Origin of the sequence: Streptomyces sp. NBC_00536, assembly GCF_036346295.1 — a bacterium.
Classification (GTDB): domain Bacteria; phylum Actinomycetota; class Actinomycetes; order Streptomycetales; family Streptomycetaceae; genus Streptomyces.
This window is the reverse complement of record NZ_CP107819.1, coordinates 1,449,503-1,475,240: the sequence shown is the minus strand read 5'-3', so window position 1 is coordinate 1,475,240 and position 25,738 is coordinate 1,449,503. Positions and strand designations below refer to the sequence as shown.

Below are 25,738 nucleotides of genomic sequence, written 5' to 3'. Positions count from 1 at the left end.
TTTTACGGGGGCCCAGGCACACTGGTGGTATGACGACCGGCGTTCCCACCTCGACGGCCCCCCGGCGGCGCTCGCCCGCCCGCACCTTCCTCCCCCTGGCGGTCGCCGCCTGGCTCATCCTGGAGATCTGGCTGCTGAGCCTGCTCGCCGGGGTGGGCGGCGGCCTCGCCGTGGCCCTGGTGATCGCGGGCGGCCTGCTGCTCGGCGTGGTGGTCATCAAGCGCGCCGGACGGCGCGCCTTCCAGAACCTCACGCAGACCTTCCAGCAGGCTCAGGCGGGGGAGCGGCCGACCCCGCAGCAGCCCGGTTCGGGCAACGGCCTGATCATGCTCGGCGGCCTGCTGCTGATCCTTCCGGGCCTGATCTCCGACGTGGCGGGCCTGCTGCTCCTGCTGCCGCCCGTGCGCGCCTGGATCGGCCGCCGCGCGGCCGGGTCCCTGGAGCGCAAGATGGCCGCGGCGCCCGCCGGCTCCTTCGGCGACGCCTTCCAGCAGGCGCGGATCCACCAGCCCGACGGCATGGTGGTCCAGGGCGAGGTGATCCGCGAGGACGCGGCGCCCCGCGAGAGCGGCCCCCGCCCGCCGCTGGCCCCCTGAACGACGCAACGGCGTACGGAACGACGTAACGACGCACGGCATGAAGAAGCCGAGGGCCCCCGCCACACGGAATGTGGCGGGGGCCCTCGGCTTGTTCGTGTCCGGGTGTCAGGCGGACTTGCGGCTGTCCCGCGGATGCACGGCAATGTTCATGGCGCCGGAACGAAGGACCGCCAGCCTCTCGGCCAGCACTTCCTCCAGCTCCTCGCGGGTGCGTCGCTCCATGAGCATGTCCCAGTGCGTTCGCGCAGGCTTGCCCTTCTTCTCTTCGGGCCCGTCGCCGTCCACCAGAAGTGCCATGGCGCCGCACGCCTTGCACTCCCACTCCGGCGGAATTTCGGCCTCAACCGAGAACGGCATCTCAAATCGATGTCCGTTCTGGCATGCGTACTCCACCGCCTGGCGCGGGGCCAGATCGATGCCGCGGTCCGTCTCGTAGCTGGTAACCACGAGGCGCGTACCGCGGAGAGCTCGCTCACTCATGAATCGTGCCTCCCGGGCTTGTCGCCCACAGGACAGGTGTCGCTGTCGTCGTCATCCGGTCAACGTCCGGTCGGCGGTATTGATTCCCGCTCCGGGTCATGCGTCGCCCGTCGTACCGCCCCTTGTTGTACCCACCAATGCCCGTTTTGTCACATCTGGCAGCAGATGTCACCCAGCGTCTCCAATGATTGAGTACGCAGTAACGGTCCGCCTGGCAGGCCAAAGGCGTACACTACCGGCCCTTCGCTTCAACGTCTAAATTTGTTCGGAACTCGTTCGCCAGATCGGCTGGACGGGCCACTCGGTGGCCGCTCAGATCCTTTCCGGAACAGGATTCCCCGCGGCCTCCACCGCGCGCCGCACCGGCACCCGCGCGAGCAGCACGAATCCCAGTGCGAAGAAGACCACGAGCGAGATGATCGCCGTCCGGTAGCTGCCCGTGACCTGGTACGTCAGGCCGAAGACCAGGGGCCCCACCCAGCTCAGGCCGCGGTCGCTCATCTCGTACGCGGAGAAGTACTCGGCCTCCTTGCCCGCCGGAACCAGGTGCGAGAACAGCGAGCGCGAGAGCGCCTGGCTGCCGCCCAGCACCAGTCCGATCATGGACGCGAGTGCGAAGAACCACACCGGCGTCCGGGCCGGGAGGAAGTACCCGGCGGCCAGGGTGAGCCCCCATGCGGCCAGCGAACCGAGGATCGTCCGCTTGGCTCCGTACGACCGGGCCAGACGGCCCATCCCCAGCGCACCCGCCACCGCGAGCACCTGGACCAGCAGCACCGCCACGATCAGCGTGGACTGCTCCAGCTCCAGCTCCTCCGAGCCGTAGATCGAGGCCTGCGAGATCACCGTCTGCACGCCGTCGTTGTAGATCAGGTACGCGAGCAGGAACGACAGGGTCAGCGGATAGCGCCGCATGTCCCGCAGGGTCGCGATCAGCTGCCGCCAGCCGCTCACGGCCGGTCCCGTGCCCGCCCCCGCCTCCCGGACCACCTTCCGGTCCCGCAGCCGGCGCAGCGGGATGATCGCGAAGGCGCCCCACCACAGGCCGGCCGAGGCCAGGCAGATCCGCACCGCCATGCTCTCGGAGAGGCCGAAGGAGTCGTGGCCCTGGAACAGGACCAGGTTCAGCACCAGGACGAAGGCGCCCGAGGTGTAGCCGAAGGCCCAGCCCCGCGAGGAGACGGTGTCCCGCTCGTCCGGCTCCGCGATCTGCGGCAGATAGGCGTTGTACAGCACCATCGAGACCGCCAGCGCGGCGTTCGCGACGATCAGCAGCAGCCCGCCCAGCAGGTAGCGGTCGCCGCCGAGGAAGAACATTCCGGCCGTGGCCGCCGCCCCCGTGTACGCCGCCGCCGCGAGCAGCGGCTTCTTGCGCCCGCTACGGTCCGCGACCGCGCCCACGATCGGCATGATCAGGACGGCCACGATCACCGAGGCCGACACCGAGTAGGCGAAGAACGACCCGGCCCGCAGGGGTATCCCCAGCGGATGGACATAGCCGTGGGCGTCCGCGGCGGCCTTGGCCACCGCCGTCAGGTACGGCCCGAGGAACACGGTGAGCACGCTCGTCGAATACACCGAGCAGGCGAAGTCGTAGAAGTACCAGCCGTGCTGCTCGCGCTTGCGCGCGGCCTTGCGCGCGGCGGCCGAGGCCTGCTCGCCCGCCACCGCTCTGCCGCCGTCGGCCGCCTCGCCGCCGCTGTCGCCGTCCCCCGCACCGGGTTCCGTTTCCGCTGTGGTCCGCGCACTCATCAGTGCCCCCTCGCTGGTCCCCGTACCGCACGGTCCGCCGCGCGCCGCGCGGCGGCATGCGGGCCTGTCAGGCCCAGGCCCCGCGGCGCTCCAGCACCGTGCGCAAGATGTCGATCCGGTCGGTCATGATGCCATCGACACCCAGGTCCAGAAGAGAGTCCATGCGTTCCGGTTCGTTCACGGTCCACACGTGCACCTGGAGCCCCCGCGCGTGCGCGGTCTCCACGAAGCGCCGGTCGACCACGCGGATGCCCGACTGGACCTCCGGAACCTGCGCCGCCACCGCGCCCACGCGCAGCGCCGCCGGGATCGCGTACGAGCGCAGCCGCAGCCCCAGCACGCCCCGCACCCCGTACGAGGTGGCCAGCCGGGGCCCCGCGATCCGCTGCGCCCGGGCCACCCGGCCCTCCGAGAACGAACCGACGCACACCCGGTCCCACGCCCCGGTCCGCGCGATCAGGTCGAGCAGCGGGAAGAGCGCGGTCTCCGCCTTGACGTCGACGTTCCAGCGGGCCTCCGGGAACTCCTCCAGCAGCTCCTCGAACAGCGGCAGCGGCTCGCTGCCCGCCACCCGGGCCGCGCGCACCGCGCTCCACGGCAGCTCGCCGATCCGGCCCCGGGCGTCGGTCACCCGGTCCAGGGTCGCGTCGTGGAAGGCGACGAGCCGCCCGTCGGCGGTGGCGTGGACATCGGTCTCGAAGTACCGGTAGCCCGCGGCCGCGGCCCGCCGGAAGGCGGCGGCGGTGTTCTCCAGCCCGTCCGCGGCCCCGCCGCGGTGCGCGAAGGGAAGCGGAGCCGGGTGGTCCAGGTAGGGGTGCCGAAGGCGTACGTGCGTCACGGCGGCAGTATGCACCGGCCGGCCCCGGTCCGCCTCGGGCGGGCGGGTGCCCCCTGGCCGCGGTGGCCCCCGGCGTGACACCCTGGAGTCGAAGAACCAAGCCAATCCCGGCCATGGCACCGCCATACCGGGGCCAATCCTTCGAAGGTGGACCGGACAGCATGGCTCAGTGGACCTCCGCGGTCGGCGCCGCACAGCTCGCCCGGCTCATCACCTCCCAGCAGCCGCAGCCCGCGGCGCCGGGCACCCGCAAGCCGCCCGCCTACCGCGCGCTCGCCGACGGGATCCGGCTGCTCGTCCTGGAGGGCCGGGTGCCCGTCGCGGCCCGGCTGCCCGCCGAGCGCGAGCTGGCCGTCTCCCTCGCGCTCAGCCGCACCACGGTCGCCGCCGCCTACGAGGCCCTGCGCGCCGAGGGGTTCCTGGAGTCCCGGCGCGGCGCCGGGAGCTGGACCTCCGTCCCGGCCGGGAACCCGCTGCCCGCCCGCGGCCTGGAACCGCTGCCGCCCGAAGCCCTCGGCTCCATGATCGACCTCGGCTGCGCGGCCCTCCCCGCCCCCGAACCCTGGCTGACCAAGGCCGTCCAGGGGGCCCTGGAGGAGCTGCCGCCGTACGCGCACACCCACGGGGACTACCCGGCGGGCCTGCCCGCGCTGCGCCGGATGCTCGCCGACCGCTACACCGAGCGCGGCATCCCGACCATGCCCGAACAGATCATGGTCACCACCGGGGCGATGGGCGCGATCGACGCCATCTGCAGCCTCTTCGCGGGCCGCGGCGAGCGGATCGCGGTGGAATCCCCCTCCTACGCCAACATCCTCCAGCTCATGCGCGCCGCCGGGGTCCGGCTGGTGCCCGTCGCCATGGCGGACGGCCTCGGCGGCTGGGACATGGCGACCTGGCGCCAGGTGCTGCGCGACGCCGCGCCGCGCCTCGCGTACGTCGTCGCGGACTTCCACAACCCCACGGGGGCGCTGGCCACCGAGGAGCAGCGCCGCGAGATGGTCGAGGCCGCCCGCTCGGCGGGCACCGTCCTCGTCGTGGACGAGACCATGGCCGAACTGCGCCTGGACCCCGGCCTGGCGATGCCCCGCCCGGTCTGTTCCTTCGACCCCGCGGGCAGCACCGTCGTCACCGTCGGCTCGGCCAGCAAGGCGTTCTGGGCGGGCATGCGGATCGGCTGGGTCCGGGCCGCCCCCGACGTCATCCGCAGCCTGGTCGCCGCCCGCGCCTACGCCGACCTGGGCACCCCCGTGCTGGAGCAGCTGGCGGTGAACTGGCTGATGCGCACCGGGGGCTGGGAGGAGGCCGTGGAGATCCGCCGCACCCAGGCCCGGGAGAACCGGGACGCGCTCGTCGCGGCCGTGCGCCGGGAGCTGCCGGACTGGGAGTTCGTGGTGCCGGGCGGCGGGCTGACCCTGTGGGCCCGGGCGGGCGGGCTGTCCGGATCCCGGCTGGCGGAGGTGGGCGAGCGGGTCGGCGTCCGCGTCCCCTCGGGCCCCCGGTTCGGGGTGGACGGCGCCTTCGAGGGCTACGTACGCCTGCCGTTCACGGTGGGCGGCCCCCTGGCCGACGAAGCCGCGTCCCGCCTGGCCGCGGCGGCCCGCCTGGTCGGCACAGGCGCAGGCGGCAGCGGCGCGGAGCCGCCCCGCACGTTCGTCGCGTAACGCCGACCCGAGCCCAACTCAGCCCGCCCGGCGTTTGAGGGCCCGCCGGGGGCACGTGCACCGCACCCCGAGACCCGGCCACACGGCTACCCCTGGGCGGTGCCTTCGCCCGGGCTGAGATGCCGGATGCCGGCCCGAGCCACATCAGCCTGCCCGGCGATTGAGGGCCCGCCGGAGGCAGGTGCACCGCACCGCACCCCGCGACCCTGCACGCGCACCACTACGGCGCGTCCGCCGCGACCTCAGGGATCTCAGAGGCGTCGATCGCCTCGATGGCGTCGACCGAGTGGCCCTGGGCCGGGGCCCGGTCCGGGTGCGGGCGCGGCGCCTTCGTCAGCGTGGTGTGCGTCCGCTCGGGCAGCAGCTCCCGGACGGCCTGGCGGTGCACCGGATGCGCCGCGTCGTCGTACGGGTCCGGGGTCGCAGGCACCTGGAGCCGGTGCACCGGCCCCGCCCCGAGCCGGGCGTATCCGCGCCCCGGCGGGACCTGCGCGGTCGGGGTGGTGTGCGGCGGCAGCCCCAGCACCTCGGCGATCTGCGGGATCGTGGCCGGCCCGAGCACGGCCCGCGCCCGGGTGTGCTGCCACACCGCGTCGCTGAGCAGCTCCAGGTGGTCGAACTGCTCGGCCACCACCACCGTGACGTTCGCGGCCCGCCCGTGCCGCAGCGGGACCTGGAGCAGGCCCAGCGGATCGGCCCGCCCCTCGGCCGCCGCCAGGTGCCCGAGCACGCTGGGCCGGTCCAGCAGGATCCACAGCGGCCGCCGGACGTCCTCGGGCGCGGGCTGCCCCGCCTCGCGGGCCCGGTGCCCGGCGATCAGCCGCCGTTCGGTCTCGTGGGCGGCCCACTCCAGGATCGCGAGGGCCCCGGCGGGCCCGCTCTCCACGGCGAGCACGCCCGTACGCCCCGAGAGGCAGGAGTACTCGCCGCTGCCGCCGCCCTCGACCACCAGGACGTCACCGCCGTGCCGGAGGGCCTGGAGGGCGATGGAGCGCAGCAGGGTGGAGGTGCCGCTGCCGGGCTGGCCGACCGCGAGCAGGTGGGGCTCGGCGGAGCGGGGGCCGGTCCGCCAGATCACCGGCGGCGCGTCCCGGGTCTCCTCGCCGTCGGCCACCGGCAGGGTGCGCTGCACCGAGCCCGCGTCCGTGAAGCCGAGGACGGTCTCGCCGGGCGAGGTCACGAAGGGCTGGGCGGCGATGCTCGTCGGCAGCGCGGTCAGCACGCTCAGGTCGAGCTGGTTGCCCTCCTCGTCCCAGTCGAAGAGGTACTCCCGCCCGCGCCCGGACTTGGCGTGCAGCAGGGACTCGATCCGGGCCCGGGAGGAGGGTTCGCCGTCGGTGAAGTAGGCCGGGTAGCGGATCCGCAGCCGGGTGATCCGGCCCGCTCCGTCGAACTCGTAGTCGCTGAAGGCCTTGTCCCACTCGCCGCCGTGGGCGAAGAGCGGGGTGGGGTCCTCGGGGATGGAGAAGTACGGGACGAGGGCCTCGTAGAGGGAGGTGAGCCGTTCGGTCTCGGCGTCGCCGGGCCCGGTCGGCGCCGGGGTGCGGTCCCGCCCGTGCCAGGCGGCCGCCGCCATGAGGGCGATCAGGGCGGTCAGCGGCCCGTACGGCGCGAGGACGATCACGAGCACGCAGGCCGCGGCCAGGAACAGCGCAGGACCACGCTTGTCCTTGGGGGTCCCGGCCCACCTGCGGCGCCCCGCCGTGGCCAGGACGCGTAGGCCCCGCCCGATGGTCAGCAGCGGATGGAGGACGTCCGTGGCGTTGTCGGCGGCCGTGCGAGCGAGGTCGCGGCCCCTGCTCAGCGACGCGTTGCCGCTGATGAGGATGCGGGGAAGTGGGCGCCGGGCCACGGGCGTCTCCTGGGTTCTTCGTGTGCTGCCGGTACGGGCGGGGTGCGGGGCGGTCAGAGCTTGATGCCGCCGAGGAGGCTCGCGAGGCTGGCCGTACTGGCCGTGATGCTCGGAGCGATGGCCGATCCGGCGAGGAAGAAGCCGAACAGCGCGCAGACGAACGCGTGGGACAGCTTCATCCCGTCCTTCTTGAAGAAGAGGAAGCAGATGATGCCGAGCAGGACGACACCTGAGATGGACAGGACCATAAGAAGCTCTCCAAGCTCTCCTGGTGGGTGGGGACAGTCACCATCAGTTGTTCCAGGCTCACAGGAAGTATCAATGCGATAAAAGGTGCAGATGGGTGATTTCTGTAATTTTTCACCGATCCGGCTCAACCGGACCCGCTCCCGCCCCCGGGGGTGATCTTTGCCTCGGTCCGGCCCCGCCATGTCCCGGCCCGGGCAGTACTCTGTCGATTCACCCGTACGGACGTAGTGCCGTGCGTTCCCCTGCCCTCCCGGCCTGGGGAAACTTCACGCCAGGCATCGCATGAGAGGCGGTACGACCCGATGAGCGAGCACGCCGAGCACGGCCACCCGGACGTCCCCGAGAACGCCGGGAACCCCGGGGTTCCCGACGAGGACGTCATCGAGCTGGCCACCAAGATCTTCGACCTCGCCCGCCAGGGCGACACCGAGACGCTCACCGCGTACCTCGACGCGGGCGTCCCGGCGAACCTCACCAACGACCGCGGCGACACCCTGGTCATGCTCGCCGCCTACCACGGCCACGCCGAGGCCGTCACGGCCCTGCTCGCCCGCGGCGCCGAAGGCGACCGCGCCAACGACCGCGGCCAGACCCCGCTCGCCGGCGCCGTCTTCAAGGGCGAGGAACCGGTGATCCGCGCGCTGCTCGCCGGGGGAGCCGACCCGAACGCGGGCACGCCGTCGGCCGTGGACACCGCGCGCATGTTCGGGAAGGACGATTTGCTCGAACTCTTCGGAGCCAAGTAGTCCGTTTTCACGGGGGCGTACATCCCGGGTTGGTCACGGCGGCCTTAAATGTGGTCGCGGTGCACAAACCGGCTGGGTCATCATGGCGACGGATTCGATTCGCGAACCAGGCGGACGGGCAGGAACGGGCAGGACAAGACAGGTCCCCGCCCGGTCCGGCCGCCGGCCGCGACGCACCGAGAGAGTGAGAAGGCAATGGTCTACATCGAGCGGAACAAGACGGCGAACGTCCTCACATGCTGTTACGCGGCCCTGTGAATCCCGATTCCCGGTCGCGTCCCCAGCTTGATTTGAGGCCCTTCCCATGTTCGAACCAGTCATAGCGCCGAGCGGGACCCTGCTCGGTCTCCTCCAGCGCGGCCGCGGCGACGGCACGCTGCACGCGCTCGCCGCGCCCCGGGCGGAGGCCCTCGCGGCCCTCAACCAGTGCGTACTGCGCGATCCGCGCCAGGACTGGCAGGTCGAGAACCGCTCGCTGTACTACGCCCGCCTGTACCTGGACCTCAGCGGTCCGCTCGGCGAGATCGAGGCGCACCTCTTCAGCGCCGACGACCTCCTCGACGACAGCGACAGCCGCACCGGCCTCGCCCTGTCCGTCCTCGGCCACCTGGCCTCGTACGGCCGCGACGACGCGCTGATGCTGCTGCGCCGCTACGCCGCCGCCGGATCGAACTGGGCCTGGGCCCTCGACGAACTCGCGCTGCGCGACGACGACGCCGGGCTCCGCGCCCTGGCCAGGCCCGTGCTCGCCCGGTTCCCCGGCACCGCCGAGGGCGCGGCGCTGCTCGCCGCCGCCGTCCGCGACGCCTACGAACCGCGCCCGTGGCGCCTGTGGGAAGAGGGACCCGAGTTCGGCGAGCGGCTGCGCGCCGCCCGCCAGCAGGGCTCCTTCGACCGCTGGCAGCGGCAGCTGACCCCCTCCGGGCCCCGCCCGGGCTGGGGCGTCCAGGCCGTCTTCGACTGGGCCGACGACGGGCTGCGCCGCGGTACGCCGCTGCACGTGCCCGCCGCCCGCTGCCTGGCCGCCGTCGCGACCCCCGAGGACCGGCCGGCGATCCTGGCCGCCGCCGCGGGCGCGTCCGGCGAGGCCGCCCGGGCCACCGCGCTGCACCACCTCGTCCTGGCCGAGCCGGAGAACCCGGCCGTCCTCGACCTGATCGAGGCCGCAGGCGACGAACCCGCCGTGGCCGCCTACGAGCGCATGGGCGGCCCCGCCGCCATCGACCGGGCCCGGAGCTGGGTGCACCGCCCCGACGCCCTGGGGGCGGCCGCGGCGGCCCTGCTGGCCGCCCGTGGCGGCGCCGAGGACGCGACCCTGGTGCTCGGCGCGCTGCGCACGACGGTCCGCGCCGCCGGACCCGACACCGTACGGCTCTTCACCCTGGTGGACGGGGCGGGACGGCTCGCCATCGGCTGCGCCGCGCCCGTACTGCGCCACATCTACCGCGAGACCGCCTCCTCCCACCTGCGCGGCCGCGCGGCCCGTGCCCTGGCCAGCACCGACCCGTCCTTCGCGGCGGGCTTCGCGGTCGAGTGCCTGTGGGACTGCGAGGAGACCACCCGCGAGGTGGCCGCCCACCACGCCGAAACCGCCGACGCCCGCGTGGCCCCCCGCCTGCGCCGCCTCGCCACGGACCCGGCGGAAGAGGAAGATGTCCAGTCGGCGGTCCGCAACCGAATCACCCCGGAATCGGCGGTGTAGCCGACCGAGGGGCGGGGCCGAGGGACCGCATACCGCCCCGCCCGCCCCCGCCCCGGCCGCCAGGCGGCACGGCAGCCGGGCAGGCGGACACATCCAGCCCGCCCGGCGTTTGAGGGCCCGCCGGAGGCGCATCGGGCGGGCGGACGGCGTCCTGGCTCGGTACCGCGCCCGGCGGCCGCGCGGGCGGCTCATTGGCCTTGGGCCCCCGCCGGGACCTGGTGTGCAGCTTCAGCCCGCCCGGCGTTTGAGGGCCCGCCGGAGGCGCATCGGGCGGGCGGACGGCGTCCTGGCTCGGTACCGCGCCCGGCGGCCGCGCGGGCGGCTCATTGGCCTTGGGCCCCCGCCGGGACCTGGTGTGCAGCTTCAGCCCGCCCGGCGTTTGAGGGCCCGCCGGAGGCCCATCCGGCGGACGGGCGGCGTCCCGGCTAGGCACAGCACCCGGCGGCCGCGGCCATGCCCCCTCACCCCCGCGGGACGAACCGCACGGGCGTCCCCGGCCGGGCCTGCGCGGCAAGGTGGAGGGCCGCCACCGGAACCACCCCCAGCACCGGATACCCACCCGTGACCGGGTGATCGGCCAGGAACACCACCGGCATCCCGTCCGGCGGCACCTGCACCGCCCCCCGCACCATCCCCTCGCTCGGCAGCTCGCCGCCCCGGGCACGCACCAGCGGCGGGCCGCCCTCGGTGCGCAGCCCGATCCGGTTGCCCGCCGACGAGACCCGGTAGCGCGCCCGCCCGAGCGCGGCGACGGACGCGGCGGTGAACCAGTCGTCCCGGGGCCCCAGCAGCACCGGAAGGACCAGTTCCACCGGAGGCGCGGGCAACCGGAGCACGTCCGCCCCGCAGACCGGCCCCCCGGGCGGCGGCCCCACCGGCAGGACCGTGCCCGCCGTCAGCACCGCCGGTCCCAGCCCCGACAACAGGTCCGTCGAGCGGCTGCCCAGCACCGGCTCCACCGCGAACCCGCCCCGCACGGCGACGTAGCCGCGCACACCGCGCAGCGCGGGCCCGACCTCCAGCACCGCCCCGGCCGCGAGCCGTACCGGCGCCCCCCACGCCGCCGGGCGCCCCGCCGCCCGTACCGCACAGGGCGCTCCCGTGACCGCCACGGTGACCGGGGCCAGGGCACGCAGCGCGACCCCGTCGAGGGTGGTCTCCAGCGTCGCGGCGCCGGGCGGGTTGCCCAGCAGGCGATTGGCGAGGGCGTGCGCGGGCACGTCGAGTGCGCCGGAGTGCGGGACCCCCAGGTGCGCGAACCCGGGCCGCCCGAGGTCCTGCACGGTGCTCAGCGCCCCGGCCCGCACCACTTCGACCCCCGTCGCGGGGCAGTGGCCGTGGGGCGGCGCGACCGTACGGCCCTCTGCCCGCGTCACGCGGCCGCCTCCACGAACCGGACCCGCACGCCGGGCGCGAACAGCGCCGCCGGTTCGCGCGCCGGGTCCCACAGCACCGCGTCGGTGGAACCGATCAGCTGCCAGCCTCCGGGGGAGGAACGCGGGTACACCCCCGCGTACTCGCCCGCCAGCGCGAGCGAGCCCGCCGGGACGGCCGTACGGGGGCTGGCCCGGCGGGGCGGGTGGAACCGTTCAGGGAGCCCCGTGAGGTAGCCGAAGCCGGGCGCGAACCCGCAGAAGGCCACCCGGAACTCCGTCCCCCCGACGATCTCCGGCACCCGCGCGGGCGGTACGTCCCACAGCGCGGCCACCTCGGCCAGATCCGGCCCGTCGTAGCGCACCGGCACCCGCACCAGCGGCCCCTCGGCGGGCGCGAGCGGCGGCACCCGCCAGCCGCCGATCCGGGCGGCGAGCACGGCGGGCTCCCGCACCCCGTCCAGCAGCACGGTCCGCGCGGCGGGCACGATCTCCCGTACGCCGCCCAGCTCGCCGAGGTCGCGGCGGCGCAGCAGCTCCGCGTGCAGGGCGGCCACCCCGGCCGCCGAATCCAGCTCGCACAACAGCGCCTCACCGCCGACGCGCAGCACCCGCGGCCCCCCGCGCCCACCACCGTCACCAGACCCGCCGCCCCCGGCGCGCCCCCGCGCCGACCCGGCGGTCGGGCCACCCCTGCGGCCGCCCGAGCGCCCGGCGTCACCGCTCTCGCCCGGGCTCACGCGAAGGCCTCCACGTGGATCCCGGCGTCGTCCAGGGAGTCCCGTACCCGCCGGGCCAGGTCCGCCGCGCCCGGCGTGTCTCCGTGCAGGCACAGGGAGCGGGCCGTCACCGCGACCCGGGTGCCGTCGACGGCCGTCACCGCGCCCCCGGCGGCCAGTGCCAGGGCCTGTGCGACCACCGCCGCGGGGGTGCCCAGCACCGCCCCCGGCCGGTCCCGCGGCACCAGGGTCCCGGTCGGCGTGTACGCGCGGTCGGCGAAGGCCTCCGGGACCGCGGTCAGCCCCGCGTCCGCGGCGGCCGCGAGCAGCAGCGAACCGGGCAGGCCGAGCACCGGCAGGTCCGCCCCGGGCCCGGCCGCCAGCCGCACCCCCGCGACCACCGCCTCCGCCTGCGCCGCGTCGTGCACGGTCCGGTTGTAGAGCGCACCGTGCGGCTTCACGTACGAGACCCGGGACCCGGCCGCCCGCGCGAACACCTCCAGCGCCCCGATCTGGTAGGCCACCTCGGCCGCCAGCTCGCCCGGCGGCACGTCCATCGCCCGCCGCCCGAAGCCCGCCAGGTCGCGGTAGGACACCTGGGCCCCGATCCGTACGCCCCGCTCGGCCGCCAGCTCGCACACCCGCCGCATGATGGACGGGTCCCCGGCGTGGAAACCGCAGGCCACGTTGGCGCTCGTCACCACCGACAGCAGCGCCTCGTCGTCGGTGAGCGTCCAGCGGCCGAATCCCTCGCCCAGATCCGCGTTGAGGTCGATGACGGGTCCGGCCGCGTCGGTGCGAGGGCCCGGCGCCGCCCCGGCGGACGTGATCGCCGACGTGCTCGCCGAGGGGACCGCAGGTGGGACCGCGGGTGTGATCATGGATGCCATGCGGCGAGCGTAGAACGCGGCGGGCCCGCCCGTCCGGTCCGGCGGACGATCCGGCGGACGATCCGGCCGAACCATGCCGTTTGGGATGTTGTCCGTGTCAGCGCCTAGTCTTTCCGTCGTGACTTTCCCTGCCCCGGCGAAGACCCATCCCTCCCCGGCGCCGGGCCCGGCCGCCGACGAGGGCCTGGCCAGGCGCCTGCGCGCGCTCGCCTGCACCGCCCCGCTGCACGACCTCGACGTGCGCAAGGCCAATCTCGCCGGCGAGTACGGCGGCTACGCCATGGCCGAGGTCGCGCTCGCCGCGATCGACCTGGTCACGCTCAACATGGACTTCGACACGGGCGCGGACCACGAGCAGATAGTGGCCAGGCTGCTGCCCCGCGTCGCCGCCCAGGCCCCCGGCCGCCCGGCCGCCGAGCACGAGCGCGTCGCCCGCTGGGTCCTGGAGAACCTGATCAACGTCGGCAGCGTCGACCGCGGCTTCCGCGCGATCTACGGCACCTTCGGACCCGACGGGGTCTACGTCCGCCGCGACTACGACTTCAAGCTCATCGAGGAAGTCCCCGGCTACGGCGGCGCGGTCTACCTGCGCACCACCGACGAAGCCGTCAACGTCCTCGTCGGCGCCCTCGACACCGATGTCACCAGCGCCCAGATCGCCGCCGAGGTGAAGCTGGAGGTGCTCATCAGCCGGGGACGGCTCGCCGACGCCCAGCTCGCCGCCGAACAGGCCCGCTACCGCACCGTGCAGTACGCCGAGACGCTGCGCCGGACCCTGGACGCGACCCGGCGCAACGTGCGCGCCGTGGACTGGCTCCAGGCCGTCCCGGACATGATCGCGGAGGCGCTGGACCACGTCGCCGACCGCTACCGGCACGAGAACGCGATCCTCACCAACATCCGCAAGGCCCGCGACGAGGCCGAGGACCCCGAGAACAAGCGGCGCGCCGCCGAACTCGTCGACATCGTCAAGGACTGCATCCGCCGCCACACCCAGCTCCAGTCCCGGCTGCTCGACGCCGGGCCGCTCTTCCGCGCCGAACAGGACCGCCAGGCCTTCGCGGCGCCCGCGCCGCGCTCCGGCATCGACCTGTACGGGCAGCTCGTCGCCCCCGTCCTGCCGCTGCCCGTGTCGCACGCGTGCCGGGTCACCGACGCGTTCTTCGCCGCCGGGACCGGACTGCGCACCCCCGTCTCGGTACGGGTCGCCGACCTCGTGGAGATCCTGCTGACCCCGCCCGTCGAGCGCGAGCACCTCGGCATCGAGATGCCCGAGCCGGACCTGATCGCCACCCCCGACGACAGCAGGTTCAGCGAGGAACAACTGGCCCGCGCCATGGGCCTGCTGGACCTCCCGCACGACGCCCCGCGCCGGCTCTCCGGCCTGCTGGCCGAGGCCCGGCTGCACGACCCGGACCTGCCGTACCTCGTCGCGCTGCTCGCCGTACACGCCGCGAGCCCGGCGGTCGGCACCGCTTACCGCCAGGGCGAGGAGCGGCTGCTGTTCGCGGTGGACGACGGTACGGAACTGGACGACCCGGAGTTCGGCGGCGCCGACCTCATCGTCGGCACGGCCCTCCTCGACTCGGCAGCCATGACCGCGGACCGCACGGAAGCCGCATGACCCCGCCGTCCCGTCCCGTCCCCCTGCCCTCTGGTCCCGGCCTCCCGGCCCCGGCGGCCCGGGTGGCAGCGGCCGCGCGGCCGGGCCCGCTGCCCCCGGCCGTTCCGACTGCGCGGCACCGTCTCCCGGCCCCGGCGGCCCCGGCCGGTCCGCCCGTGCGGCACGGCGTCCGGACGCCGACCCCCCGCACCATCCCCGCCCGCCCCGCGAGCATCCGCATCCGCACCGCCCCCGAGGAGACGTACCCGTGAGCGACCACCACGCCGAGCACCCCGCGTGGAGCGAGCCCGACGCGGCGTCGGCCCCGGCCCACGTCCAGGCCGCCGCCGTCACCCCGGCCGACGCCGCCGACGCGGCCCGGCTCGTCGCCTTCGGGCTCCAGCCCAAGCTGCTGCCCGCCCGGGACGCCGAATACGCCGAACTGCTGCGCCGCTACCGCGAGGACCCCGCCTTCGCGCGGCTCGCCGACGCCGTCGCCACCGGCCTCGGCCTGGTCGTCCTGGAGGTGTCCACCCGGGCCGGGATGGCCGTCGCCGCGGGCGAGGACTCCGTCTTCGCCGTCCGCATGGGCGACTACGCCCGCCGCACCACCGCCGACTCCGCCGACCGGTTCCTGCACGGCCTGGCCCACCTCGCCGTCGCCGCCCTCGCGTTCCCCCGTCCCGAGGACCTCGCCGACGACGGCTACATCGGCCGGATCACGGTCAACGGCGTGGACGCCTTCGTCCGCCAGACCTGCCGCCGCCTGGAGGAGCGCGCCGACGAGCAGGGCGAGAACACCGACCCCGCCACCGACGCCCCCGGCCTGGAGGCCGCCTGGCGGGTCTACTCCCGGCGCAGCGCCACCGGAGCCACCAAGGACGCCCGCCGCCTCGCCGGTTCCACCACCGGCATCGTCGGCAAGGCCGCCGCCTTCCTCACCGATTCCGGTTTCCTCCAGCGCACCGGGGACGACTCCGGAGGCACCTACCGGACCACCCCCCGCTACCAGCTCCAGGTCCGGGACATGGCCGGCAGCGCCGCGATGGCCGAACTGCTCGAACTCGGCGTGGTCGCCGTCAGCGACGGCTCCGCCACCCTGCTGCCGCCCCCCGAGGGCGACGACCTGGAACTCGCCGCCGACGCGGGCCTCCCCTTCCACACCTGAGCCCCTTCCACGCCTGAGCCCCTCCCGGCAGCGCCCCGCCCGCCGCGCCGACCCCGCCACCCGCCCTCCGTACCAAGCCATCACGAGAGTCCGCCATGTACGAGCTGTCCCGGATCCGCCTCTACTCCATCGGACCCGCCGGTGCGCGCTACGCCGACACCGTGCTCGACCTGCGCGGAGTCGGCGAGCCGGTGCCCCACCCGGCGCCCACCCAGGCGGAGTTCTTCGAGGACGAGCCGTCCGGCCCGCCGCGGCGCCCCGCGCCCGCCGGGGTGCTGTTCCTGGAGAACGGCGGCGGCAAGTCCGTCCTGCTCAAGCTGATCTTCTCGGTGATGCTGCCCGGCCACCGCAACACCCTGGGCGGCGCCAGCTCCGGCGTCCTGCGCAAGTTCCTGCTCGCCGACGACTGCGGTCACGTCGCCCTGGAGTGGCAGCACACCCGCACCGGCGAATGCGTGGTCGTCGGCAAGGTCAGCGAATGGCGCGGCCGCCAGGTGTCCAACGACCCGCGCAAGTTCGCCGAGGCCTGGTACTCCTTCCGGCCCGGCCCCGGGCTGAGCCTGGACAACCTCCCGGTCGCCGAATCCACCGCCGTGCGCCCCGTCGCCGAAGGCGTCTCGGGCGCCCAGGGCCGCCGCCGCACCATGAAGGGCTTCCGCGACGCGATCACGGAGGCGGGCAAGGCGTACCCGCACCTGGAGGTCTCCTGGGAGGAGATCCACGACCGCTGGAACGAACACCTCACCGACCTCGGCCTCGACCCCGAACTCTTCCGCTACCAGCGCGAGATGAATGCCGACGAGGGCGAGGCGGCCGGCCTCTTCGCGGTCAAGAAGGACTCCGACTTCACCGACCTGCTGCTGCGCGCCGTCACCGACACCCGCGACACCGACGGCCTCGCCGACCTGGTCCACGGCTTCGGCAACAAGCTCGGCCGCCGCGCCGAGCTGATGGCCGAACGGGACTTCACCGCGGGCTCGGTGGACCTCCTCGGCCGGATCGTGGACGCCGCCGAAGCGCGCTCCCGCGCCCGCGACGTCCACGCGGGCGCGGAACGCCGTACGCGCACCCTGGCCCGGCGGCTGTCCGCCCGCGCCGGTGAGGAGCGCGGCCGCGCCGCCGACCTCGCCCAGCGGGTCACCGACGCCGCGCACCAGGTCACCGCCGCCGAAGCCGCCCGCGACCGCAGCGCCGCCGTGTCCGCCGAACTCGCCTACCGGCACGCCTCGCTGGCCCTCGCCGTGGCCGACAAGGCCGCCACCGCCCAGCGCCGCGAACTCCTCGAAGCACGCACCCTGCACTCCGCCTGGCAGGCCGCCGAGTCCGTCCTGCGCCACCGCGCCGCCGCCGACCGCTCCGCCCGCGTCGCCGCCGCCATCCTCGAAGCGGAACGGGACGCCGCCCCGGCCCTCGCCGCCCGCGCCACCGCCGCCGCCGCGCTCGTACGGGCCCTGCACACGGCCGCCGAAGCGGGCGAGGAGGTCGCCAACGAGGGCGAGGAACGCAGCGCCGCCCTCCAGGAGCTGGGGGAGAGCGCCCACCGCGACGCGACCGCCGCCGCCACCGCCGCCCAGCGCGCCCGCAGCGAGGCCGAACACCTGCGCGCCCGGCTCGCCGAGGTCGAGCAGGAGACCGCCGAGGCCGTCCGCGCGGGCTGGCTCGACGACACCGCCCCCGACGCCGACCCCGCCCGCGCCGCCCTCGCCGCCAGCGACGCCGAGAAGAGCGCCGTGGCCGGCTGGGACGAGGCCCGCGAGGCCGCCCGCGCCGCCGCCGACACCGCCCGCGAGGCCGCCGCCGCACAGTCCCGCGCCGAACTGACCGCCGCCCGCGCCGCCGACGCCGCCGACGCCGCGGAGGCCGCCCACGACGCGGAGCACCGCGCCGCCGCCTCCCTCGCCGCCGCCCCGCGCCTCGCCGATCTCCTCGGCCTCCCGGCCGCCGACGCGAGCGCCGACGCCGCCCCCGGCCTCACCCCCGAGGACCTCGACCGCGGCGCGGACGAGCTGCGCGAACTCCTCGACACGGGCGTGGCCACCGCCGAACGCCAGCTCTTCGACCTGCGGACCGCCGCCGCCGACGACGCCCGCATCCTCGGCGCCCTCGGCGACGGTGGCCTGCTGCCGCCCGGCCCCGACGTCCTGGCCACCGTCGAATACCTCGGCGAACACGGCATCCCGGCCCTTCCCGGCTGGCGCTACCTCGCCCAGGCCGTGGACCCGGCCGACCACGCCGCGGTCCTCGCCGCCCGCCCGGAACTCGTGGACGGCGTGGTCATCACCGACCCCGACACCCACTCCCGGGCCCGCGAGGTCCTCTCCGCCGCCGCCCTGCTGCCCCGCTCCGCCGTCGCCGTCGGCACCGCCGCCGCCCTCCTGGCCCCGGTGCCCCCCGCCGGGTCCGACGACGGCGCCGGCGTGTTCCTCGTACCGCCGAACCCGGCCATGCACGACGAGCACGCCGCCGACGAGGAGCGCCAGGCGCTGCGCGCCCGCGCCACCGCCCGCGACACCGAGATCCGGGAACTGGCCGCCCGCCTCGGCGCGGACCGCGCCCTCGCCGCCCGGCTCGGCTCCTGGCGCACCGGCTGCCCGCCCGGCCGCCTCACCGAACTGGCCGGCCAGGCCGCCGCCGCCCGTACGTTCGCCCAGGAAGCCGAAGCCGAACTCGCCGAGGCCCGCACCGCCCGCGCCGAAGCCGACGAGAGCGCCGCCGACGCCGCCCGGGTCCGCGAGGAGCGCCAGGACACCGCCCAGCGCGCCCGCCGCGCCGCCGACGCCCTCGCCGGGCTCGCCTACCGGCTGCGCGAGCGGGCCGGCTGGCAGGCCAGGCTGCGCGAACTCGCCGACGAGGCCGCCGAGTCCGAGGCCCGCGCCGAGGCCTGCCTCGACCGCGCCCGGTCAGCCGACGAGGACCGGCGCGCCGCCCAGCGCGCCGCCGACGACGCCCGCCGCACCGCCCGCGCGCTGCGCGCCGAACGCACCGAGATCGCCGGCGCCCCCGAACACCTCCCCGCCGACGAGGGCGCGGCCAGGACCCCGCTGCCCGACCTGCGCGAGGCCTACCGGGCCGCCTCCCAGCTGTACGAGAAGGTCGGCGTCGGCGCCGACCTGCGCGCCGAACAGGCCCGCGCCGAGACCAACGAGAGCGCCGCCCTCGCCGACGTCGACCGGCTCACCAACAAGGTCCGCACCCGCGCCGCCCAGCTCCTCGAAGGCACCGACGGCTCCGACGGCCCCTCCCGGCAGGCCGCCGCCGCCCGCGCGGAGGAACTCGTCCAGATGCTGGAGACCCGCGCCTCCACCGCCAGCGAGCACCTCGGCCGCCTGCGCGGCGAAGCCGAGCGGCACGCCCCCGCCGAGGGGACCGCGCACGCCGACCTCCCCGAGGAACTCGTCCCCGACGACGTCGAACGCGCCCAGGCCCTGCTGCGCACCGCCACCGCCCAGCTCGCCGCCCACAGCTCCGCCGTCGAGGGCGCCCGCGCCGCCCACGCCGACCTGCTGCGCGCCCACCGCGCGGCCGAGGACGGAGCGGGCGGCTTCGACGAGACCGCCGCCCTGCTGCGGGACCTGATGCGCGACCAGAGCCCGCAGGAGGAAGCCGACGAGCAGGGCTCGGGCGCCTTCCCGGGCAGCCTGGAGGAGGCGCGCCAGAGCGCCGCCGAGGCCCGCCGCTCCCTGCGCGGTTTCGCCGGCGACCTCTCGGCCGCCGAAGCCGCGGTCCGCGAGGCGAGCGACATCCTGGTCCGGCAGGCCAACGCCACCCGCTACGAGGCCGTACGGACCCCCGCGCGCCAGCAGATCCGCGAACTCCCGGCGGCTTCGCTGCCCGAGCACGCGGCCTCCTGGGCCACCGCCTTCGCCCCGCGCCTGCGCGTCCTGACGGACGAGCTGGAGCAGCTGGAACGCAACCGCGACAGCATCGTGGACCGGCTGCGCGGACTGGTCGAATCCGCCCTGGCCACCCTCCGCTCGGCCCAGCGCCTCTCCCAGCTCCCCGAAGGCCTGGGGGAGTGGTCGGGCCAGGAGTTCCTGCGGATCCGCTTCGAGGAGCCCGACCAGGCGACCCTCGCGGAGCGCCTCGGCGAGGTCATCGACGAGGCCACCCGAGCGGCCGTGAAGAAGAACAGCACCGCCTCCTTCGGCGAGGGCCGCCGCGACGGCATGTCCCTGCTGCTGCGCGGGGTCCAGGCCGCCCTCGAACCCAAGGGCATCGCGGTGGAGATCCTCAAGCCCGACGCCGTACTGCGCGCCGAGCGGGTGCCCGTCGGACAGATGGGCGACGTCTTCTCCGGCGGCCAGCTGCTCACCGCGGCCATCGCGCTCTACTGCACGATGGCGGCCCTGCGCAGCAACGACCGCGGCCGCGACAAGCAGCGCCACGCGGGCACCTTGTTCCTCGACAACCCCATCGGGCGCGCGAACGCCACCTACCTGCTGGAACTCCAGCGGGCCGTCTCCGACGCCCTCGGGGTCCAGCTGCTCTACACGACGGGCCTGTTCGACACCACGGCCCTGGCGGAGTTCCCGCTGGTCATCCGGCTGCGCAACGACGCCGACCTGCGGGCCGGGCTGAAGTACATCAGCGTCGAGGAGCACCTGCGCCCCGGCCTGCCGCAGCAGCGCCCGGAGGGCGAGGCGATCCACGGCGAGATCACCGCGACCCGCATGTTCCGCCGCAGCTGAGCCCGACCGAGCCCGCCCGGGCCGGCCCGGCCCGGCTGTCAGCGCATGCCGCCCGAGGCGACGGGTATGTGCCCGGACCGGGCGGCGCGCCGGGCCCTCCTCCGGTCCCGGCGCAGCTCGCGCGCCGTGCTGCTCGGCACCGACACCACGCCGTACCGCTGGTTCCACGTCTGACGGGTGATCCAGACGTCCAGCACCCCCCAGGTGGCCACCACGGTCCCGGCTATCGCGCCCAGCGCCATCGGGAAGGAAAGCCAGGACCCGGCCACGGCCAGCAGGAACGCGACCGTGGCCTGCGTCAGCGTCACGGCCACGATCAGGACCGCCCGCACGGCGGCCGTACGCACGGGATCGGGCATCCGGCGGCGCCGCGCCGGTTCCTCCACCCACAGGGGCCGCGCCCGGGGGACCGCCCCTCGCCTGTTCTCGTTCTCGTACACACCGCTGCCCATGCTCCGCTACTCCCCACCAGACGGCTCGCCATGCCGCCTCGAACAGATAGACGCTCGAAGGGGGTTGGAGATTCCCGGATCAGTACGATTTCACTGCCGGTCCACGATGATCCGGCCGCACGCCCCCCGCTCCCCGGAACGAAGAATTCCAGCCATCCCTGTGAAACGGAGAACTGACACCCCACCAGGTGTCATCTGTCACATATCGGGCCGCACTTGACCGGAAGTACCGGACAACTCGTGATCTTCATCCGGGAGTCCGGCCGAAAACGTCCGGACACTCCTTCGATGGGTGCCCCTGGCAGTAGTAGGCTCACGCCGTTTAATTGACGGAACACCGACCCCCCGGCAGCGGGGTTGAGCTGGGGGAGGCTGGGGAGGCCATGCGCTTTCGCGGGAAATCCATCCGCCGGAAGATCGTGGCGTTGCTCCTCGTGCCGCTCATCTCCCTGACCGCCCTCTGGGGCTTCTCGACCGTCATCACCGGTCGGCAGGCCGTCGAACTGCTCGATGTGAAGTATGTGATCGACAAGGTCGGCTACCCCATCGAGGACGTCGTCCGCGTCCTCCAGAAGGAGCGCCGCCAGACCCTCGTGGTCCTCGGCGACCCGCGCTCGGCCACCGCCACCGCCGAGCTGGCCCAGCGCCGCGTCGCCACCGACGCGATGGTCGCGGACATCACCCGCAACGCCACCGACCCGGACGTCGTCGGGGAACTCACCCCCACCGCCGCCCAGCGGCTGCGCTCGATCCTCGACGCCTTCCACGGCATCGGCGCCCTGCGCCACTCCGTCGACCAGACGACCCTGGACCCGACCCAGGCGCTGGACCTCTACAGCCGCCTCGTCGACCCCTGCTACGACTTCCTCGTGAACCTCCACGCGCTCGAAAACGTGGAGATGGACAAGGAGGGCAGGGCCCTGGTCGGCATCACCCGGGCCCGCGAGGCGCTCTCCCGCGAGGACGCCGTCGTCGCCGCCGCCCTGGCCGCGCACAACATCAGCGCCAAGGACACCCGCACGATCAGCGACCTCATGGCCAACCGGAAGCTGCTCTACGACATCAACCTCGCGATCCTCCCCTCCGACGACCGCGAGCTGTTCGAGCAGTACTGGAGCGGCCCCGAGACCAGGGCCCTGCGCGACGCCGAAGAGCGGATCGTGGTGGCCGGTCCGATCAGGAACCCGCGCATGGCCGGGGAGAAGTGGGACGAGGCGGCGGTCAAGGTCCTCGAAGACCTCGCCACCATGGGCACCGCCGCGGGCGACCGCTACCAGAAGCGCGTCGAGCCCGTGGCCATGGACGTCCTGGTCAAGGCGGCCGTCGCCGGTGTCCTCGGCTTCGTCGCCCTGATCGTCTCCCTGGTGCTGTCCATACGCATCGGCCGCGACCTGATCCGCGACCTCTCCCGGCTCCGCAAGGAGGCCCACGAGGTCTCCGGCGTCCGGCTGCCCGGCGTGATGCGCCGCCTCGCCGCCGGAGAACACGTGGACGTGGACACCGAGGCACCGCGCCTGGAGTACGAGAAGGACGAGGTCGGCCAGGTCGGCATGGCCCTCAACCTGCTCCAGCGGGCCGCCGTCGAGGCCGCCGTCAAGCAGGCCGAACTGCGCCGCGGGGTCTCCGAGGTGTTCGTCAATCTCGCCCGCCGCAACCAGGTCCTGCTGCACCGCCAGCTCACCCTCCTCGACACCATGGAGCGGCGCACCGAGGACTCCGACGAGCTGGCCGACCTCTTCCGCCTCGACCACATGACCACCCGCATGCGCCGCCACGCCGAGGGCCTGGTGATCCTCTCCGGCGCCGCGCCCTCCCGCCAGTGGCGCAAGCCCGTCCAGCTGATGGACGTCGTACGGGCGGCCGTCGCCGAGGTCGAGGACTACGAGCGGATCGAGGTGCGCAGGCTGCCGAGGCTCGGCATCACCGGCCCCGCCGTCGCCGACGTCACCCACCTCGTCGCCGAACTCCTGGAGAACGCCACGGTGTTCTCGCCCCCGCACACCGCCGTCCAGGTGCACGGCGAGCGCGTGGCCAACGGCTTCACCCTGGAGATCCACGACCGCGGCCTCGGCATGCACCCGGACGCGCTGCTCGACGCGAACCTCCGGCTCGCCGAGACCCCCGAGTTCGAACTGTCCGACACCGACCGCCTCGGCCTCTTCGTCGTCAGCCGGCTCGCCCAGCGCCACAGCGTGAAGATCTCCCTCCAGCCCAGTCCGTACGGCGGCACGACCGCGGTCGTGTTCCTCCCCGTGGCCCTGCTCACCGAGGCCCCCGAGACCAACGGCGCCGGCCTGCGCCTGGAAGGCGCCGGACGGGCCGCGGTGGGCCGCGGCCCGTCCCCGCGCGCCCACGGACTCGGCGCGGGTGCCGGAGCCGCGAACGGGAACGCGAACGGGAACGGGAACGGGAGCGGAAACGGTACGCCGCTCAGGCGTCCGGTGTCCGCCGCCCTGCTCGACGGTCCGGTCGAGCTGGAGGCGCCCCTCGGCGTCCTCGGCCTGGACGCACCCGCCCCGGGCAACGCAACGGGCAACGGCAGCGGCGGCGCCACCGGCACCGGCGCGGGCCTCGGCACCGGCCCCGCCCGCCCCGCCATGGCCACCCTGGACGACGAGACCCCGCCGAACGGCACCTCCCGCAGCAGCCTGCTGGGCCTGCGCCACGCGGACCGCGACCGCGGCCACGCCCGGAACCCCGCCCACGACCCCGCTCACGACCCGGCCCACGACCCCGCCAGGGACGCCCGCCGCGAGCAGCAGGCCCCCACCGGCCCCGTCCGGCTGGGCAGCGCCCCGGACACCGCCGCCCGCCCCGCCTCCGGCGCCGTCCCGCTCCCGCGCCGCCACCGCGCCCCCACCCTGGTCGCCGAACACGGCCGCCGGGTGGACACACCCCGGGCCGCCGCGGCCCCGCAGCCCGCGTCCGCCGCCCCCGTGCCCCCGCCCGCCTCCGCTCCCGCGCCCGGCGCCGGTCCCGGCGGGCCCGCTCCGACCGGCCCCGGCGGCCTGCCCCGCCGGGTCCGCCAGGCCAGCCTCGCGCCCCAGCTGAAGAACGCCCCGGCCCCCATGTCCGCCGACGCCACCGTCGACCCGGCCGCGGACCGCGACGCGGAGACCGTACGCACCCGTATGTCCGCACTCCAGCGCGGCTGGACCGCGGCCCGCGACCAGCACGCAGAGCAGTCCGGGACCGGTGCCGACAGCGCTGCCGGGACCGGTCCCGAGCACGAGAACGAGGGGGACGGTCGATGACCGCACCGCAGACCGCAGGCAACGACTCCCGGGGCCGTGGCCCCGGACAGCTGAACTGGCTGCTGGACGAACTGGTCGACCGCGTGGCCAGCATCCGCAAGGCGGTCGTCCTTTCCGGCGACGGCCTGCCCACCGGCACCTCCAAGGACCTGACCCGCGAGGACAGCGAGCACCTGGCCGCCGTGGCCTCCGGTTTCCACAGCCTCGCCAAGGGCGTGGGACGCCACTTCGAATCCGGCCAGGTCCGCCAGACCGTGGTGGAGCTGGACGAGGCGTTCCTGTTCGTGATGGCCGCGGGCGACGGCAGCTGCCTCGCGGTGCTGTCCGACGCCGACTCGGACGTCGGACAGGTCGCGTACGAGATGACCCTGATGGTCAAGCGAGTGGGCGTCCACCTGGCGACCGCACCGCGCACCGGGCTGCCAGCCGGAGGGTGAGCCGGACGGCATGAGGGATCCAGGCCACGAACCCGACCACCGCGCGCCCGCATTCGACGCCGAACCCGCCCACCCCGGCTATCCCGCCCACCCCGGCCATCCCGCCCACCAGGCCGCCTGGTTCGACGCCGACGCCGGTCCCGTGGTCCGTCCGTACGCGATGACCCGCGGCCGGACGAGCCACGCGGGCCAGCACCGTCTCGACCTGATCGCCCTCGTCGTCGCCGAAGCGGCGGCCGACGATCCGGTCTGGGACATGACCCTGTCCCCCGAACACGCCCACATCCTCGGGCTCTGCAAGGAACGCCCCCAGTCGGTGGCCGAACTCGCGGCCGACCTCGACCTCGCGGTCGGCGTCGTCCGCGTCCTGATCGGCGACCTCGTCGACGACGAACTGGTCCACGTGACCCGGCCGGTCCCGCCCGCGGAACTTCCGGACGAGTCCATTCTGCGTGAGGTGATAGATGGCCTTCGGGCGCTCTAGCCGCACCGGTGCCATGCACGCGGTGTCGCCGGTCGAACCGCTGACCTTGAAGATCCTGGTCGCGGGCGGCTTCGGGGTGGGCAAGACCACCCTCGTCAGCGCGGTCAGCGAGATCCGCCCGCTGCGCACCGAGGAACAGCTCTCCGAGCCGGGCCGCAGCGTGGACGACCTCGGGGGAGTGGAGGGCAAGAGCACCACCACCGTCGCGATGGACTTCGGCCGGATCACCCTGCGCGACGACCTGGTCCTCTACCTGTTCGGCACGCCCGGCCAGGACCGCTTCTGGTTCCTGTGGGACGAACTGGCCACGGGCGCCCTGGGCGCGGTGGTCCTCGCCGACACCCGCCGGCTCGCGGACTGCTTCGCCGCCGTCGACTACTTCGAGCGGCGCGAACTGCCCTTCGTGGTCGCGGTGAACTGCTTCGACGGAGCCGACCGGCATCCGGTGGTGACCGTACGGGAGGCCCTCGACCTCGACCCCGAGGTGCCGGTGCTGATCTGCGACGCGCGCGACCGGGAATCGGTCAAGGACGTACTGGTCGGGGTGGTGGAACACGCCATGTCCCTGGCCCGCGCCCGCCGCAGCCCCACCCGGGCCTGACGGGGGAGACCGGCCCGGCATGGAGGCGGTCCGTACCCCCGCCGACTGGGGTACGGACCGCGGCTCACATGGGGGGTCCGCCGGGCGCGCCCTGGGGCCGACCGTGCAGGAAGTGTGAACCCGCCACCGGGGGCCGTCAAGCGTTCGTGCAACAGGCCCTGTTCACGCCGTACGTCCGCCGTACGTC

21 protein-coding genes are annotated in these 25,738 nt (G+C 74.8%); 12 read left to right on the top strand and 9 right to left on the bottom strand.

Annotated features, from left to right (window positions below):
- Nucleotides 1–29: 29 nt before the first annotated feature.
- Nucleotides 30–596 (top strand): FxsA family membrane protein, encoded by a 567-nt coding sequence (gene fxsA / locus OHS33_RS06155; protein ID WP_330329356.1) that lies wholly within the window; start codon nucleotides 30–32, stop codon nucleotides 594–596.
- A gap of 108 nt (nucleotides 597–704) precedes the next feature.
- Here the strand turns inward: fxsA and OHS33_RS06150 are convergent, their stop codons facing one another.
- The 3 genes from OHS33_RS06150 to OHS33_RS06140 form a co-directional block, all read right to left on the bottom strand.
- Nucleotides 705–1,079 (bottom strand): RNA polymerase-binding protein RbpA, encoded by a 375-nt coding sequence (locus OHS33_RS06150; protein ID WP_007262928.1) that lies wholly within the window; start codon nucleotides 1,077–1,079, stop codon nucleotides 705–707.
- Between the two features lie 312 nt (nucleotides 1,080–1,391).
- Entirely contained in the window at nucleotides 1,392–2,831 is a 1,440-nt protein-coding gene (locus OHS33_RS06145) for an MFS transporter (protein WP_330329355.1), read from the bottom strand.
- 67 nt (nucleotides 2,832–2,898) lie between these two features.
- On the bottom strand, nucleotides 2,899–3,669 hold the full coding sequence (locus OHS33_RS06140) for a glycerophosphodiester phosphodiesterase family protein (RefSeq protein WP_330329354.1): 771 nt from the start codon (nucleotides 3,667–3,669) through the stop codon (nucleotides 2,899–2,901).
- Between the two features lie 161 nt (nucleotides 3,670–3,830).
- Here OHS33_RS06140 and OHS33_RS06135 point away from each other — a divergent pair, with 161 nt between their 5' ends.
- Complete coding sequence (locus OHS33_RS06135) at nucleotides 3,831–5,333, top strand: SCO1417 family MocR-like transcription factor (RefSeq protein ID WP_330329353.1); 1,503 nt, start codon at nucleotides 3,831–3,833, stop codon at nucleotides 5,331–5,333.
- 220 nt (nucleotides 5,334–5,553) lie between these two features.
- On the opposite strand, the gene OHS33_RS06130 is transcribed toward OHS33_RS06135, so the two are convergent.
- Together OHS33_RS06130 and OHS33_RS06125 are read right to left on the bottom strand one after the other, a co-directional pair.
- Nucleotides 5,554–7,185 carry a hypothetical protein gene (locus OHS33_RS06130; protein ID WP_330329352.1) on the bottom strand — a complete coding sequence of 544 codons (1,632 nt, stop codon included), beginning with the start codon at nucleotides 7,183–7,185 and terminating at the stop codon, nucleotides 5,554–5,556.
- 53 nt (nucleotides 7,186–7,238) lie between these two features.
- A complete protein-coding gene (locus tag OHS33_RS06125) occupies nucleotides 7,239–7,433 on the bottom strand; it encodes a hypothetical protein (protein ID WP_008743136.1) in 195 nt (64 codons plus the stop codon).
- Nucleotides 7,434–7,736: 303 nt separating this feature from the next.
- Between OHS33_RS06125 and OHS33_RS06120 the strand changes: the two genes are divergently transcribed.
- Nucleotides 7,737–8,180, top strand: coding sequence for an ankyrin repeat domain-containing protein (locus tag OHS33_RS06120; RefSeq protein WP_330329351.1), 444 nt, complete (start codon nucleotides 7,737–7,739; stop codon nucleotides 8,178–8,180).
- A gap of 304 nt (nucleotides 8,181–8,484) precedes the next feature.
- Nucleotides 8,485–9,882, top strand: a complete 1,398-nt coding sequence (locus OHS33_RS06115) for a HEAT repeat domain-containing protein (RefSeq protein WP_330329350.1) — start codon at nucleotides 8,485–8,487, stop codon at nucleotides 9,880–9,882.
- Between the two features lie 461 nt (nucleotides 9,883–10,343).
- On the opposite strand, the gene OHS33_RS06110 is transcribed toward OHS33_RS06115, so the two are convergent.
- The 3 genes from OHS33_RS06110 to OHS33_RS06100 all read right to left on the bottom strand — a co-directional run bounded on the left by OHS33_RS06110 (nucleotide 10,344) and on the right by OHS33_RS06100 (nucleotide 12,864).
- Nucleotides 10,344–11,192 (bottom strand): biotin-dependent carboxyltransferase family protein, encoded by an 849-nt coding sequence (locus tag OHS33_RS06110; RefSeq protein ID WP_443065417.1) that lies wholly within the window; start codon nucleotides 11,190–11,192, stop codon nucleotides 10,344–10,346.
- Nucleotides 11,193–11,254: 62 nt separating this feature from the next.
- On the bottom strand, nucleotides 11,255–11,866 hold the full coding sequence (locus tag OHS33_RS06105; protein ID WP_330334926.1) for a 5-oxoprolinase subunit B family protein: 612 nt from the start codon (nucleotides 11,864–11,866) through the stop codon (nucleotides 11,255–11,257).
- A gap of 125 nt (nucleotides 11,867–11,991) precedes the next feature.
- The gene (locus tag OHS33_RS06100; RefSeq protein ID WP_330329348.1) at nucleotides 11,992–12,864 is read right to left on the bottom strand and encodes a LamB/YcsF family protein; all 873 of its coding nucleotides are present in this window, start codon (nucleotides 12,862–12,864) and stop codon (nucleotides 11,992–11,994) included.
- 73 nt (nucleotides 12,865–12,937) lie between these two features.
- On the opposite strand from OHS33_RS06100, the gene OHS33_RS06095 reads away from it, so the two are divergent.
- From OHS33_RS06095 to OHS33_RS06080, 4 genes are all read left to right on the top strand, one after another.
- The gene (locus OHS33_RS06095; protein WP_443065248.1) at nucleotides 12,938–14,488 is read left to right on the top strand and encodes a hypothetical protein; all 1,551 of its coding nucleotides are present in this window, start codon (nucleotides 12,938–12,940) and stop codon (nucleotides 14,486–14,488) included.
- Nucleotides 14,485–14,739 carry a hypothetical protein gene (locus OHS33_RS06090; protein WP_330329346.1) on the top strand — a complete coding sequence of 85 codons (255 nt, stop codon included), beginning with the start codon at nucleotides 14,485–14,487 and terminating at the stop codon, nucleotides 14,737–14,739. Before OHS33_RS06095 ends, OHS33_RS06090 begins: the two co-directional genes overlap by 4 nt.
- On the top strand, nucleotides 14,736–15,635 hold the full coding sequence (locus tag OHS33_RS06085) for a hypothetical protein (RefSeq protein WP_330329345.1): 900 nt from the start codon (nucleotides 14,736–14,738) through the stop codon (nucleotides 15,633–15,635). Before OHS33_RS06090 ends, OHS33_RS06085 begins: the two co-directional genes overlap by 4 nt.
- Nucleotides 15,636–15,730: 95 nt before the next feature.
- Nucleotides 15,731–20,323, top strand: a complete 4,593-nt coding sequence (locus OHS33_RS06080; protein WP_330329344.1) for a hypothetical protein — start codon at nucleotides 15,731–15,733, stop codon at nucleotides 20,321–20,323.
- Nucleotides 20,324–20,361: 38 nt separating this feature from the next.
- Here OHS33_RS06080 and OHS33_RS06075 read toward each other — a convergent pair whose 3' ends face one another.
- The gene (locus OHS33_RS06075) at nucleotides 20,362–20,775 is read right to left on the bottom strand and encodes a hypothetical protein (protein ID WP_330329343.1); all 414 of its coding nucleotides are present in this window, start codon (nucleotides 20,773–20,775) and stop codon (nucleotides 20,362–20,364) included.
- Nucleotides 20,776–21,158: 383 nt separating this feature from the next.
- Between OHS33_RS06075 and OHS33_RS06070 the strand changes: the two genes are divergently transcribed.
- The 4 genes from OHS33_RS06070 to OHS33_RS06055 are packed head-to-tail and all read left to right on the top strand — an operon-like array spanning nucleotide 21,159 to nucleotide 25,551.
- A complete protein-coding gene (locus OHS33_RS06070; protein WP_330329342.1) occupies nucleotides 21,159–24,029 on the top strand; it encodes a sensor histidine kinase in 2,871 nt (956 codons plus the stop codon).
- Nucleotides 24,026–24,466 carry a roadblock/LC7 domain-containing protein gene (locus tag OHS33_RS06065; protein WP_330329341.1) on the top strand — a complete coding sequence of 147 codons (441 nt, stop codon included), beginning with the start codon at nucleotides 24,026–24,028 and terminating at the stop codon, nucleotides 24,464–24,466. The genes OHS33_RS06070 and OHS33_RS06065 overlap by 4 nt, the downstream gene beginning before the upstream one ends.
- A 10-nt stretch (nucleotides 24,467–24,476) precedes the next feature.
- Nucleotides 24,477–24,950 carry a DUF742 domain-containing protein gene (locus tag OHS33_RS06060; protein ID WP_330329340.1) on the top strand — a complete coding sequence of 158 codons (474 nt, stop codon included), beginning with the start codon at nucleotides 24,477–24,479 and terminating at the stop codon, nucleotides 24,948–24,950.
- On the top strand, nucleotides 24,931–25,551 hold the full coding sequence (locus OHS33_RS06055) for a GTP-binding protein (RefSeq protein WP_330329339.1): 621 nt from the start codon (nucleotides 24,931–24,933) through the stop codon (nucleotides 25,549–25,551). The genes OHS33_RS06060 and OHS33_RS06055 overlap by 20 nt, the downstream gene beginning before the upstream one ends.
- The last annotated feature ends 187 nt before the right edge of the window (nucleotides 25,552–25,738 follow it).